This is a genomic window from Actinosynnema sp. NPDC023658, assembly GCF_040639995.1.
GTDB lineage: Bacteria > Actinomycetota > Actinomycetes > Mycobacteriales > Pseudonocardiaceae > Actinosynnema.
The window spans coordinates 23,829-37,115 of the sequence record NZ_JBFAAX010000021.1 but is presented as its reverse complement, the minus strand read 5'-3'; the positions used below and the strand labels follow the sequence as shown (position 1 = coordinate 37,115).

The 13,287-nt window shown below is 71.5% G+C and carries 12 protein-coding genes; 5 read left to right on the top strand and 7 right to left on the bottom strand.

What is annotated here, in order from left to right; all coding sequences use genetic code 11:
* Window positions 1-116 precede the first annotated feature (116 nt).
* A complete protein-coding gene (locus tag AB0G02_RS04950; RefSeq protein ID WP_360789481.1) occupies window positions 117-659 on the top strand; it encodes a DUF3558 domain-containing protein in 543 nt (180 codons plus the stop codon).
* A gap of 6 nt (window positions 660-665) precedes the next feature.
* On the opposite strand, the gene AB0G02_RS04945 is transcribed toward AB0G02_RS04950, so the two are convergent.
* The 5 genes from AB0G02_RS04945 to AB0G02_RS04925 are packed head-to-tail and all read right to left on the bottom strand — an operon-like array spanning window position 666 to window position 8,148.
* Window positions 666-2,735, bottom strand: coding sequence for a glycoside hydrolase family 36 protein (locus tag AB0G02_RS04945; RefSeq protein ID WP_360789478.1), 2,070 nt, complete (start codon window positions 2,733-2,735; stop codon window positions 666-668).
* The gene (locus AB0G02_RS04940) at window positions 2,732-3,595 is read right to left on the bottom strand and encodes an ATP-binding cassette domain-containing protein (protein WP_360789475.1); all 864 of its coding nucleotides are present in this window, start codon (window positions 3,593-3,595) and stop codon (window positions 2,732-2,734) included. The genes AB0G02_RS04945 and AB0G02_RS04940 overlap by 4 nt, the downstream gene beginning before the upstream one ends.
* Window positions 3,592-5,427, bottom strand: a complete 1,836-nt coding sequence (locus AB0G02_RS04935; protein ID WP_360789473.1) for a dipeptide/oligopeptide/nickel ABC transporter permease/ATP-binding protein — start codon at window positions 5,425-5,427, stop codon at window positions 3,592-3,594. Before AB0G02_RS04935 ends, AB0G02_RS04940 begins: the two co-directional genes overlap by 4 nt.
* A 17-nt stretch (window positions 5,428-5,444) precedes the next feature.
* Window positions 5,445-6,434, bottom strand: a complete 990-nt coding sequence (locus AB0G02_RS04930; protein WP_360789470.1) for an ABC transporter permease — start codon at window positions 6,432-6,434, stop codon at window positions 5,445-5,447.
* Window positions 6,435-6,462: 28 nt separating this feature from the next.
* Entirely contained in the window at window positions 6,463-8,148 is a 1,686-nt protein-coding gene (locus AB0G02_RS04925; RefSeq protein WP_360789467.1) for an ABC transporter substrate-binding protein, read from the bottom strand.
* Between the two features lie 156 nt (window positions 8,149-8,304).
* Between AB0G02_RS04925 and AB0G02_RS04920 the strand changes: the two genes are divergently transcribed.
* Window positions 8,305-9,597, top strand: coding sequence for an ROK family transcriptional regulator (locus AB0G02_RS04920; RefSeq protein ID WP_360789464.1), 1,293 nt, complete (start codon window positions 8,305-8,307; stop codon window positions 9,595-9,597).
* 91 nt (window positions 9,598-9,688) lie between these two features.
* Here AB0G02_RS04920 and AB0G02_RS04915 read toward each other — a convergent pair whose 3' ends face one another.
* Window positions 9,689-10,327, bottom strand: a complete 639-nt coding sequence (locus AB0G02_RS04915; protein WP_360789461.1) for a ThuA domain-containing protein — start codon at window positions 10,325-10,327, stop codon at window positions 9,689-9,691.
* Between the two features lie 52 nt (window positions 10,328-10,379).
* Entirely contained in the window at window positions 10,380-11,021 is a 642-nt protein-coding gene (locus AB0G02_RS04910; RefSeq protein WP_360789458.1) for a TetR family transcriptional regulator, read from the bottom strand.
* A 99-nt stretch (window positions 11,022-11,120) separates the two neighbouring features.
* On the opposite strand from AB0G02_RS04910, the gene AB0G02_RS04905 reads away from it, so the two are divergent.
* The 3 genes from AB0G02_RS04905 (at window position 11,121) to AB0G02_RS04895 (ending at window position 13,265) form a co-directional block, all read left to right on the top strand.
* Window positions 11,121-11,900 carry an MSMEG_6728 family protein gene (locus tag AB0G02_RS04905; protein WP_360789455.1) on the top strand — a complete coding sequence of 260 codons (780 nt, stop codon included), beginning with the start codon at window positions 11,121-11,123 and terminating at the stop codon, window positions 11,898-11,900.
* Window positions 11,897-12,340: a DoxX family protein gene (locus AB0G02_RS04900; RefSeq protein WP_360789452.1), complete on the top strand. Its 444-nt coding sequence runs from the start codon at window positions 11,897-11,899 to the stop codon at window positions 12,338-12,340. Before AB0G02_RS04905 ends, AB0G02_RS04900 begins: the two co-directional genes overlap by 4 nt.
* Before the next feature lie 85 nt (window positions 12,341-12,425).
* Window positions 12,426-13,265, top strand: coding sequence for an SDR family oxidoreductase (locus AB0G02_RS04895; RefSeq protein ID WP_360789449.1), 840 nt, complete (start codon window positions 12,426-12,428; stop codon window positions 13,263-13,265).
* Window positions 13,266-13,287 lie beyond the last annotated feature (22 nt).

Genomic DNA, 13,287 nt, shown 5'->3' with positions numbered 1-13,287 from the left:
GCACGCGCGGTCGAGCGCCCCTGCTGGAATCGATCCAGCGGAGGTCTGGCCCGGATCGGGGGCCGCTTGTTACGGTCGACTCACGAAGCGTCACCGCGGCCGACCGGGAAGAACTCGTGAACCCTCGACTCACCCTGATCGGCATCGCCGTCGCGATGGCCGCCGTCACCGCGTGCGGTGGCCCCACCGACGATCAGCCCGCGAACGGGGCGACGGCGCAGAGCAGCGCGACGTCGGCCGGCACCGCTCCGAAGGTCGGGCCTGTGCGCGGCGGCCCGCTGGACGGCACCGACCCGTGCACCCTGCTCACCAAGGCCGAGGCGCAGCAGGTCACCGGCGCGCAGACCGCCGAGCCGGTGGTGGAGGAGCTGGGCGGGGCCAAGGTGTGCAACTTCTCGCCCCAGTCGTCCCGGCTGGGTGTCGGCATCCGGACCGGCGTCGGGCTCGACGCCGTCCAGGCGAACGGCAACGTCCAGGACGTCGTGATCGGTCGCCACCAGGCCAAGCAGGCGGTGGGCGCGACCGGCAGCTGCGGGATCTTCATCGGCGTCACCGAGTCGTCCCGGGTGGACGTGGTGCTGAACTCGGGCAGCCCCGACGAGGACCCGTGCCCGGCGGCGATGCGGGTCGCCGGGATGGTCGAGCCGAGGCTGCCCTAGCGCAGGTCAGGCCTCCAGCCGCAGCACGACCGCCGCCGGGGCCGGGCCGTCGTGGTGGGCGCGCAGCACCCCTCGCGCCGCGTCCCACTCGAAGGCCCACGACGGCGACTGCACCGGGAACACCGGGGCCACCGCCACGTCCCGCCCCCGCAGGTGCGGCACCGGCAGGTCGACGGCGGACGAGGCGTCCGGCAGGCGCCACACCGTCACGTAGCCGGCCGCTTCGGTGCGCAGGCCCTGCGCCACCCACGGGCCGGTGCGGTCGGTCAGGCCGAACGGCCAGAACGGCACCGAGGCCGAGATCTCCGCGGCCAGTCCCTTGTGGACGGTCACGGCCTCGCGCACCAGGGCGCGTCGCGCCGGGTCCATCAGGTCCACCCGACCGGCCAGGTACAGCCGGCCCAGCACGCCCGTGGCCAGCGTGAACGCCGCCTGGTCGGCCGACATCCCCGGCTGGGCGTAGGCCCAGTTGCCCGCCTGCTCCGGCAGCACGGACGCGGGCGCGGCCGCCGCGATCGGCGGGTACAGCAACGGGTTCTGCTGGTCCGACGTGGACTGGACGTGCAGCCGCGACAGGATCGCGTAGTCCATCCGCATGGCGCCGGACGCGCAGTTCTCCAGCAGCAGCCCCGGGTGGCGGGCCAGCACCCCGTCCAGCCACGCCAGGTGCGCCCGGTTGTGGCCGAGCAGCCCCTCACCCGGCGCGACGCCGCCGACGTCGGTCCCGGGGCCGGGCATGGTGTTGTAGTCCAGCTTGAGGTACCCGATGCCGAACTCCTCGACCAGCCGGTCCACCACCTCGTCCAGGTGCCGGACGGCCGCCGGGTGGCGCAGGTCGAGGTGGAACCGGCCCTGCTCGCCCACCCGCGTGCCCTGACGCTGGAAGAACGCGTCGTCCGGCAACGTCCGGGCCAACGGCGACCGCACGCCGACGACCTCCGGCTCCAGCCAGATGCCGGGCACCATCCCCCGCTCGCGGATGCGGTCGGCCACCTCGCCGAACCCGCCCGGGAACCGGGTCCGCGACGGGCGCCACTCGCCCACGCTGTCCCACCACCGGCCGTCCTCGTCGTACCACCCGGCGTCGACGCAGAAGTAGTCCGCGCCCACGTCGGCCGCCGCGTCGACGAGCGGGAGCAGCTTCTCCGTGGTCGGGTCGCCCATCAGGGTGTTCATGTAGTCGTTGAAGACGACCGGCAGCTCGGGCGCGCGCCGGTCGCGCATCGTCGCCCGGCGCTGCCGCGTCAACGCGCCGAACGCCTCGTCCACCCCGCCCGCGGCGACGGCGACGGACACCGGCACGGTGGTGAAGCGGCGCCCCGCCGACACGACCTCCGACCACTGGTGCTCGGCGTCCGCGGGCCCCAGGACCGCCACGTACGCGCCGTCGAGGGTCTCGCCCACCTCCCAGTGCCACGCGCCGTTGTGCTCGACCTGCCACGCCATCGCCCAGCTGTCGTCCCGCGCCACCAGGACGCCGGACGGCAGGTGCTCGCCGGTCGACCACGAGCTGCGCGAGGTCAGCGCGAACCGGCTGCGCGGCGACTGGTGGTGCACGGCCGGGTCGATGGGCACCAGCCCCGCCTCGCGCAACGGCGTGCGGTGCCAGCGCGACTCCGCGACCCAGTCCGAGTCGCCGTGCACGAGGTCGATCTCGTCCACCGACCGGCCCGAGTCCACCAGGAACGCACCGGTCGACAACGACGTCACGGCTTGCAGGAGGACCTCGCCGTCGCCCTCCACCTCGACCTCGGTCCACGTGCGCACGGCGGGCACGCCGGACACACCCTGGAAGACCGACGTGACCACCAGCCCGCTGCCCGGGTCGTGCTGCACGACCCGGAGCTCGTCGGTGGACACCACGTGCGAGCGGTACCGCAGCCGCGCGCCGATCGGCGTGTCGAAGTAGCGGTGGCTGCCGGAGAACCGGCCGTGACCGAGGGCCTGCACCTCGACCAGCGGCACGCCGATCCCCCCGGTCGGCCCGTCCGGTCGCAGCGAGACCAGGCTCACCGGCCGGTCCTCCGCGTGCGCGAGCACCAGCCGGATGGCGCCGGTCGACCAGGTCACCGTCATGGAGCGACTTCCTCCCACGCCCCGGTGTTGTGGTCGAACGCGGCGGCCGCGCCCGCGCGCTCCACGTCGGCCGGGTCGATCTCGACGGCCCGACCGCGCGCCTCGGGGTTCGGCGCGGCGGAGGCCAGGATCTTGGTGTACGGGTGCTGCGGGTTGAGGATCACCTCGTCGGCCGGTCCCCGCTCGACCACGCGCCCCTTGTACAGCACGAGGATGTCGTCGGAGAAGTGCCGCGCGGTCGCGAGGTCGTGGGTGATGTAGAGGACGGCCAGGTCCTCCTCGCGTTGCAGCCGCGCCATCAGGTTCAGCACGCCCAGGCGGATCGAGACGTCCAGCATGGACACCGGCTCGTCGGCCACCACGACCTTCGCGCCCGGCGCCAGCGCCCGCGCGATGGCGACCCGCTGCCGCTGGCCGCCGGACAGCTCGTGCGGCCTGCGGCCGGCGATGTCGCGGCCGGGCAGCGACACGCGTTCCAGCAGCTGCACGACCTCGTTCCAGCCGTGCGGCTTGCCGTGCAGCTTCAACGGCCGCGCCAGGTGGTGCTCGATGGTGTGGAACGGGTTCAGCGACGCGAACGGGTCCTGGAACACCATCTGCACGTTGTCCCGGTACGCCCGCTCGGGCACCCGCTTCCCGTCCGGGCCGGTCAGCTCGACGGCGCCGCCGCTGGGCTTCTCCAGCCGGGCGATCATCCGGGCGATGGTCGACTTGCCGGAGCCGGACTCGCCGACCAGCGCGACCGTGCGGCCGGGGGTCAGGGTGAACGACACGTTGTCCACCGCGCGCAGCCTGACACGGCGCAGGCCGACGCGGACGTGGAAGTCCTTGACCAGCTCGTTCGCCGTCAACGTGGTCATCGGACGCCTCCGGACGGGGTGGGCTCGCCGGACCGGTCGACCGGCGTCGTCTGCTCGCCGGAGCGGACGAACGACCCGCGTTCGCCGGTCAGGCTGGGGAACGAGTCGAGCAACTGGCGGGTGTAGGGGTGCGCGGGCCGCTCGAACATGTCCTGCGCGGCGGCGTACTCGACGACCTCGCCGTCCTTCATCACCGCGATGCGGTCGGCCAGTTCGAGCAGCAGCGGCAGGTCGTGGGTGATGAACAGGACGGCGAAGCCGATCTCGTCGCGCAGCCGCAGGATCTCCCGCAGGATGCCGCGCTGCACGACCACGTCCAGCGCGGTCGTCGGCTCGTCCATGATCATGACCTGGGGGTCGAGCAGCAGCGCCATCGCGATCATCACGCGCTGGCGCATGCCGCCGGACAGCTCGTGCGGGAAGGAGCTCAACCGGCGCACGTCCACGCCGACCAGCTTGAGCACCTCCTCGCACCTGGCCCTGCGCTGCGCCTTGGTCATCTCCGGCCGGTGCGTGGTGAGCACGTCCTCCAGCTGCGCCCGGATCGAGATGACGGGGTTCAGCGCGTTCATCGCGCCCTGGAACACCATCGACAGCTTCGACCAGCGGAACGCCCGCAGCTCGCCCGGCGTGAGCGCCAGCACGTCGACGTCGCCGCCGTCCCCGCCGGAGGAGTCGTGGAAGGTCACCGAGCCGGTGGTCACCTCGGCGGGCGGCCGGTGCAGCCGGTTGATCGCGTAGGCCAGCGTCGTCTTGCCGCAGCCGGACTCGCCGGCCAGGCCGAGGATCTCACCGCGGCGCAGCGTGATCGACACGTCCTTGACCGCGTGCACCGGCTTCTCCACCTGGTACACGACGGACAGGTCCTTCACCGTCAGCACGACGTCGTCGTCCGGCCGCTGCACGGGCGCCGGCGTGCGGACGACGTCCGCCTTGCCGCGGCGCGGGATGTCGCGCAGCTTGGGGTTGATGATCTCGTCGATGCTGAAGTTCACCAGCGCCAGGCCGCACCCGAACAGGGCGATGATCAGACCCGGCGGCACGAACCACCACCACGCCTCGCGTTGCAGCGCGAAGCCGTTCTGGGCGTAGTAGAGCATCGTGCCGAGCGTGGAGGAGTTGGACGCGCCCAGGCCGAGGAACGACAGGCCCGCCTCGCTGAGGATCGCGTAGATCACCGAGAACACGAACTGCGAGGCCAGCAGCGGCAGCAGGTTCGGCAGGATCTCGACGGTGATGACGCGCCACGGCTTCTCGCCGGAGACCTTGGCCGCGGCCACGTAGTCCCGGTTGCGCAGCGACAGCGTCTGGGCGCGCAGCACCCGCGCCGACGCCGCCCAGCCGGTGATCGCCAGCACGATCGCGATGGTCCACGAGCCGCGCTGGTCGGCGGGCACGAACGCGGAGATGACGATCACCAGCGGCAGGCCGGGGATCACCAGCATCACGTTCGAGAACAGCGAGAACGCCTCGTCGACGTACCCGCCGACGTAGCTGCCGACGATGCCGAACAGGGCCGACAGGGCGGTCGCCATCACGCCGACCATCAGGCCGATGTACAGCGATCCCCTGGTGGCGTGCGCGAGCTGCGCCACGATGTCCTGGCCGGTCAGGGTGGTGCCGAGCCAGAAGTCGCCGCCCGGCGGGGTCAGGCTGATGTCTCGGATCGTGTTCGGGTCGCCCACGAGCAGCGGACCGATCAGGCCGATGAACGCGACCAGCACGACCAGCGTCAGGCCGACGCCGAGCTTGGGCGACCAGCGCGGCAGCATGGACCGCCAGCCGGCCCGTCCGCGCGGAGGCTCGGCGGTGACAGCACTGAGGTTCGTCACGGTGTCCGTTCTCCTTCTCAGCCGCTGACGCGGGTGCGCGGGTCGATGACGGCGTACAGCAGGTCGACCACGAGGTTCGCGCCGAGCACGGCGACCGTGATCACCAGGAAGATGCCCTGCATGAGGGCGTAGTCGTTGTTCTGCACCGCCTGCAGCAGCTTGGACCCGATGCCGGGGTAGGAGAACACCTGCTCGGTGATGATCGAGCCGGCCACCACGAACCCGAGCGAGATCGCGAAACCCGCCACGGACGGCAGCACGGCGTTGCGCGCCGCGTACTTGATCATGATCCGCGAGTCGCGCAGGCCCTTCGCCCTGGCGGTCAGCACGTAGTCCTCGGCGGTGGCCGACACCATCATGTTGCGCATGCCGAGCAGCCAGCCGCCGACCGAGGAGATCACGATGGTCAGCGCGGGCAGCGTGCCGTAGTAGATCGCCGAGCCGATGAACTCGGCGTCCCAGCCCGGCGAGAGGATCACGTCGTAGCCGCCCTGCAGCGGGAACCAGCCCCACGCCGAGGACAGCACCGCGACCAGGATCAGCGCCAGCCAGAAGTACGGCACGGCGGCCAGCACGGTGGTGGCGGGCACCAGGCTGTCCAGCCAGGTGCCGCGCCGCCAACCGACGAACGTGCCCAGGACGATGCCGAGGGCGAACGACAGGAACGTCGCGATGCCGACGAGCATCAGGGTCCAGGGCAGGGCCTCCGCGATGATCTGGGACACCGGCGTCGGGAACGCGCTCACCGAGATGCCCAGGTCACCGCGGAACATGTTGCCCAGGTAGGACAGGTACTGCTGGACGAGCGACTCGCTGCTGTTCGAACCGAGCAGCAGCTCGTACGCCCTGCGGGCCGATGGGTCCACGGTTCCGCCGCGTTGCGCGAGCTTCGCCATGAGGATGTCCACCGGGTTGCCCGGCATGAGCCTCGGGATGAAGAAGTTCAGCGTCAGCGCCGCCCAGAGGGCGACCAGGTAGAACGCGAACTTTCGGGCGTAGTACCTCATCGGTCCGCCTATCGCCTCACTCAGTCGTTCACTGGCCGGCCGGCTTGAGCTTCAGGAAGATCTCCGAGTGGTCCGGGCGGGCCCAGACCGCGGGGAACGCGTACAGGTCCTCCTTGGTGGGCCAACCGGTGAACTTCTTGGCGTTGTACTCGCTCGTGGTGCCGCCGGTCAGCACCGGGATGTACGGGATCGACTCCTCGATCTTGGTCTGGATGGTGTCGAAGTACGGCTGGCGGGCGGCGTCGTCCTCCGGGTCGATGCCCTTGAGCGCGTTGAGCGCCGCGTCGACCTCGGGGTCGGAGAACCGGGCGAAGTTCGGGTTCGCCGACTCCCCGACCTTGGCCGTGGTGGCCGTGCCGTAGAAGTAGGACGCGTTGTAGAACGGGTCGGGCGCCGGGCCCTGGTACGTCGAGTCGATCAGCAGCTCGAAGTTGCCGCGCCCGCGCGCATCGGACCACTCGTTCCAGGACAGCTGCTGCGCGGTGACCTTGATGCCGACCTTCTGCAGCTGCTGGGCCATGGTGTCGACGGCGGTGATGTAGTCGGTCCAGCCGGCGACCACCTTGAGGGTCATGGCCAGCGGCTTGCCGTCCTTCTGGTAGACGCCGTCGCCGCCCTTGGTGTAGCCCGCGGCCTCCAGCAGCTGCGTGGCCTTGGCCTCGTCCGGCTGCATCGGCGCGGTCTTCTCCTTGAGCTTGCCGGAGACCTGGTCCTTGTCCCGGTCGAGCAGCGCGGAGCCGGGCGAGATGTCGCTGGAGGTGTTCTCGAACGCCAGCGAGTTGATCTGGGTGCGGTTGATGGCGTAGTAGATCGCCTTGCGCACGGCCACGTCGGTCTGCGGGCCCTGGCAGCCGAGGGCGGCGTTCGAGCAGGTGAACAGGGCCGTCTGGTTCATCGGGACGGTGATGGCCTGGTAGCCCGGGTAGTTCTTCTCGACGTTCTTGATGTCCGGGACCGGGCCGGTCTGCCAGTCGATCTGGCCCTGCTTCAGCGCGGCCTCACCGGACTGGTTGCCCGACAGCGCCAGGTAGCGGATCTTCTTCAGCGCCGGAGCGCCGGCGTAGTAGTCCCCGTTGGCCTTGAGCGTGAACGCCTGGTTCTTGAACTCCTCCAGGATGAACGGACCGGTGCCGACCGGCTCCTTGAGCACGTCGGTGGCCGGCGTGGCGAGGTCCTTCCACTTGTGCTCGGGCACCATCCAGATCCGGCCGAGGACCTGCGGACCCTCCATGTAGGACGGCTCGGAGAACTTGACCGACACGTGGGTGTCGTCCACGGCCGTCGCGACGCCCTTGTAACCGGTGCCGTTCATGGCCGCGTTCTTGGTGATCATGTCGAGGGTGAAGACGACGTCCTTGGCGGTGAACTTCTGGCCGTCGGTCCACTTGGCGTCGTCGCGCAGCTCGATGTCGAGCTGGGTGCCGTCGGCGTTCCACTCGAAGCTCTTGCCCAACCGGGGCCGGGGCTCGACGTCGCGGATGTTGTTGTAGAAGAACAGCGGCTCGAAGATCGTGCCGGGCCCTTCCAACGTGGTCGGCGAGAACGGGTTGAAGTTCAGCTGCCAGTCACCGGACTGGCCGGTGTACACGATCAGCGTGTCCTTGTTCGCGTCACTGCCCGAGTTCGACCCACCACACGCGGTCGCCACCATGGCGACCGCGGCCAGCCCGGCCGCCGCCATGCGCGCCCGTGAGCGCCTTGCCTTCAGGAACATCGTCGATTCCTCTCGTGGCCCGAGACCGGCCGCGGTCCCGCGTTGAGGCAGATTGTTAAGTCATCGAAGAAACGAAGTCAACACTTCGGCGTCATCTGCCGGCCAAGTTGCTACCCTTCGTCCGACGAACGAACTAAGACGGACGCGGGGGACCACGTGAGCGGACCGGCGCGGGCGACGCACCACGCGAGCAGCAAGTCCGCCGTGCTCGACGTGATCCGCGCGGCGGGCACGATCAGCCGGGTCGGCCTGATCAACGCCACGGGCTTCACCGGCGCCACGATCTCGACCGTCGTCCGCAAGCTCATCGACGAGGGCCTGGTCGTGGAGACCGGGCGCGCGGAGTCGACCGGTGGCAAGCGGAGGGTGCTGCTCCAGCTCAACCACTCCTCCCGCTACGCCGTGGGCGTGCACCTGGACCACGCGGGCATCACCTACGTGCTGACCAATCTCGGCGGATCGGTCGTGGCCCGCATCTCGAGGGCGGGCGCGGGCGCGGCCGAGCCGCGGACCGTGGTGACGCGCATGGCGACCGAGGTGAAGGGCCTCATCGACGGCGTCGGCGTCGACCACAAGCGCGTGCTGGGGCTGGGCCTGGTGTCCCCCGGGCCGCTCAGCGGGGACACGGGCATGGGCCTGACCCCGCCGTCGATGCGCAAGTGGGAGGACTTCCCGCTCGACCAGGCGCTGGAGCGGGCGACGGGCCTGCCGGTGGTGCTGGACAACGACGCCACGGCGGCGGCGCTGGGCGAGCACTGGTCCGGCGGCATCGGCGGGACGGCCATCTCCGCGGCGCTGTACATGGGCACGGGCATCGGCGCGGGCCTCATCATCAACGGCATCACCTACCGCGGCGGCAGCGGCAACGCCGGCGAGATCGGCCACATCTGCGTCGACGCGGACGGCCCGGAGTGCTGGTGCGGCGCGCGCGGGTGCGTGGAGGCGTTGGCCGGTCCGGCGGCGGTGGTGGCGGCGGCCCGCGCGGACGCGGCGCTGGCGCGTGCGGCGGGGCTGACCGGGCGGGCGCGGTCGGTGTCCTCGGACTTCGCGGCGGTCAGCCGGGCGGCGCGGCGGGGCGACCCGGCGGCGTCGGCCATCCTGGAGCGGTCGGCGCGGTACATCGCGGTGGCGGCGCGGACGTTGGCCAACATCATGGACCTGGAGGTCCTGGTGCTGACCGGTCCGAGCTTCGCCATCGCGGGTTCGGTCTACCTGCCCGTGGTGCGCGACGAGCTGGACCGCTCGTTCTTCTCGCGGGCGGCGCACGGGGTGGACGTGAGGCTGTCCCGCTCGGCCGCCACGGCGTCCGCGATCGGCGGGGCGGCACTCGTGCTGCAGTCCGAGCTCGTGCCGCTGCACGAGGGTCTCAGGCTGCCGGAGAACCTGGCCGACTCCGAGCCCGCCGCCCTGCCGGACGCGGTGGGCGAGCGGACGACCCGCGGTGCGTGAACGTCCGACCCGGGCGCCTGAGCGTTCAACTCGGGTGTTCCGAACGTAGGACACGCGCGTTCCGGACGTAGGACACGCGGGGTTCGGCGGGTCAGGGGGTGGCGCGGGCGGCCCAGAGGAGGCCCCGTTCCACCAGCGTCCGGACCGGTGGCCGGGCCAGGTCGGCGGGCAGGTGGCCGATCGTGCAGGCGAAGACCCGCCCCGCGCCCCACCTCCGCGTCCACACCGCCGGCACGGTCAGCTGCGCCTGCCACGGCGCGGCGGCGGCGAAGGTCGTGGTCGCGTGGACGTCGTTCAGGCCGTCCGTCAGCACCCAGTACTGCTCGGTCCGCAGCTCGAACCCCTCCAGGCCCTCCACGACGGGGTGGGTGGAGGTGATCTCCACCCGGTGATCCACGAAGTCACCCGGGTGAGCGACGAACTGCCCGCCGACCAACTGCATGTAGCCGCGCGAGTGCCGGAACGAGTCGACCAGGCCGCCGTGCCACCCGGCCAGCCCCGTCCCACCCCGCACCGCCGCGTCCAGGCAGGCGAACTGGTCGTCGGTCAGCACACCGTCGCTCCAGCACTGGAGCACGAGGTCGTACGAGCCGAGCCCGGCGTCGTAGACCTCCAGGGAGTCCGAGACGTCCACGGAGAACCCCGAGGACCGCAGGAACGGCAGGAAGGAGTCGGTGGCCTCCACCGGCGAGTGCCCGGCCCAACCACCGCGAACCACGAGTGCCTTCACGGGACCGAACCCTAGGCGATCCCCCCGGCCGGGCCGTCGGGCGAACCGCGGCTCAGGCCCGCGCCACCAGGCCGACGAGCTGGTTGACCAGGCCCTCGGTCAGGCCGTCGCGGACCAGTTCCTCCGCCGTCGGACCGCCCATCTCCGCCATCACCTGCGCCACCGCGTCCGTCGGGTTCGCGTGCGGCCACAGCCCGGCCGTCAGCACGAGCACCACCCCGGCGAAGTGCCGCGCCGCCGCCTCGTCCAGCACCGGCACCCGCGCCCGCACGAGGTCGGCCAGCCGGGCCGTGCGCTCGTGCGCCCGCCGCTTGAACACGCGCGCGAAGTCCACCCGGATGTTGCGCTCCAGCACACCGGCCATGCCGCTGAGCAGCTCGCACAGCAGCCGCCTGCGCAGCAGCGACGTCGCGATCGCGGTCGCCACGCCGACCTCGTCCACCTCGGTGGCCAGCGCGGCCTCCACCTCGTCCAGCCAGGCGCCCCACTCCTCGTCCAGCACCTCGAGGAAGATCGCCTCCCGGCTGTCGAAGTACCGCAGCACGTTCGACTTCGCGAGCCCCACCCGGTGGCTCAGCTCGCGCAGGCTGATGTCGGCGACGGACCGCTCGCGCAGCATCGCGCACGCCGCGTCGAGGATCGTGCGCCGCCGCTGCTGCACCTGCTCCGGCCGCCTGGCGCGCTGGAACTCCACCGCCGCAGGCTAACAGCCCACCGGTCTGTTGCCAGGCGACCTCGGCACCGATCCGGGGAACGGGTGCTTGACCGGCGTCACGCGGGGTAGGTGGCGGGGGTGCAGACGTTCCTGCCGTGCGCGACCTTCGGCCGCAGCGCCGCCGTCCTGGACTCGCGGCGACTGGGCAAGCAGCGCGTGGAGACCTTGCAGATCCTGCGGGCCCTGGTCTGGCCCGAGTACGGCTGGAAGCACCACCCGGCGGCCGTGATGTGGCGCGGCTTCACGCCCGCGCTGGTCGCCTACGGCGTGGCCGTGTGCGACGAGTGGCGACGCCGGGGCCACCGCGACGGGATGCGCGCCGTGCTGCTGGAGTACACCGGCGGCCGGGAGCCGACGTGGTCGTGGTGCCTGGCCGAGGGCCTGCTGCCACCGTGGCTGGGCGACGAGGACCTGCACCGCAGCCACCGCTCGGCGCTCCTGCGCAAGGACCCCGAGTTCTACCGGCCGCTGTTCCCGGACGTGCCGGACGACCTCGACTACGTGTGGCCCGGCCCGGTGTTCCCGATGGACGTGCCCGACACCCCCGGGCTGGTGGCGTGCCGGCTCGACCGCCCTCCCCTGCCCGACGAGCACCTCCCGCCCCCGCCGCCGCTCGACCACCGGCCCGGCCCCTCGATCGCCCGCGTCCCCACCGAGGCCGACCTGGAGGCCATGCGCGCCGAGGCGACCGACCCGCGGCAGGTCCGGTTCTTCCGCCGCGGCCAACGCCTGCCCGCGCCCACCAGCCGTTTCACCCTCAAGCTCCCTTCGCGGAAAAAAGTTCGGACGACGTGTCGATCCGGCGGGGTTGCCGTTCGTCGTCCCAGTAAGACCACCGAGAAGGGGAGCTCGACATGACCACGACCGACGCCCTCACCGCCACCGCCCGCCCGACCGTCGCCGCCACCATCGCCACCAAGCGCAACGAGCTGGTGCTCGCCGCCTTCCGCGTCGTCGTGTCGTTCCTGTTCGGCCTGCACGGCCTCCAGGGACTCGGCTTCCTCGGCGGCATCGACGGCCAGGGCACCGCGGTCCCGCTCGGCTCGTGGCCGGGCTGGTACGCCAGCGTGATCGAGCTCGTCGGCGCGGCCCTGGTGCTGGTGGGCTTGGCCGCACGCCCGGCGGCGTTCCTGCTCTCCGGCGTGATGGCCTACGCCTACTTCACCGTCCACCAGCCGCAGGCGCTGCTGCCCGTGCACAACATGGGCGAGCTGTCCGCCGTCTACAGCTGGGTGTTCCTGCTGCTCGCCGTCCTCGGCCCGGGCGCCTTCACCCTCCAGCGCGCCTTCCGCAAGTAGGACCCGTCCACGACCCGCGGCGCACCTCCGCACCGGAGGTGCGCCGTCGGCGTGTAAGCCACCGGCACCGGGCAACCCTGCGGACATGGCCGAGACCCCGATCAAGTACCCAGGGTTGACCGACGACGTCGACCCCACCCCCGACCACGGCGAGCAGACCTACCGCGGCACGGGGCGACTGACCGACAAGAGGGCCCTCATCACCGGCGGCGACTCCGGCATCGGCCGTGCCGTCGCGCTGGCGTTCGCCCGCGAGGGCGCCGACGTGCTCATCTCCTACCTGCCCGAGGAGGAGAAGGACGCCCGCGACACCGCGCGGCTGGTCGAGGAGGCCGGGCGCAAGGCGGTCACCGTCCCCGGCGACCTGGTGGAGGAGTCGCAGTGCGCGGCCGTCGTGGCCCGCGCGGTCGAGGAGTTCGGCGGCATCGACGTCCTGGTCAGCAACGCCGCCTTCCAGATGTCCCAGGGCGGTGGCCTGCTCGACATCACCACCGAGCAGTTCGACCGGGTCATGAAGACCAACGTGTACGCGATGTTCTGGCTGTGCAAGGCGGCCGTGCCGCACATGCCCGAGGGCTCGTCGATCATCACCACGTCGTCCATCCAGGGCTTCCAGCCCTCGTTCGAGCTCCTCGACTACGCCACCAGCAAGGCGGCGATCGTGAACTTCACCAAGGGCCTGGCGCAGAACCTGGTCGACCGGAAGATCCGGGTGAACTCGGTCGCGCCCGGTCCGGTGTGGACGCCGCTCATCCCGGCGACCATGCCGGCGGACAAGGTGGAGGGCTTCGGCGAGCAGGCGCCCCTGGGGCGTGCCGGGCAGCCGGCCGAGCTCGCGCCGCTGTACGTCTTCCTCGCCTCGTCCGACTCCAGCTACATCACCGGCGAGGTGATCGGCGTGACCGGCGGGTCACCGATCACGTAAGCGCCGGTCAGCGGCCTGCAAA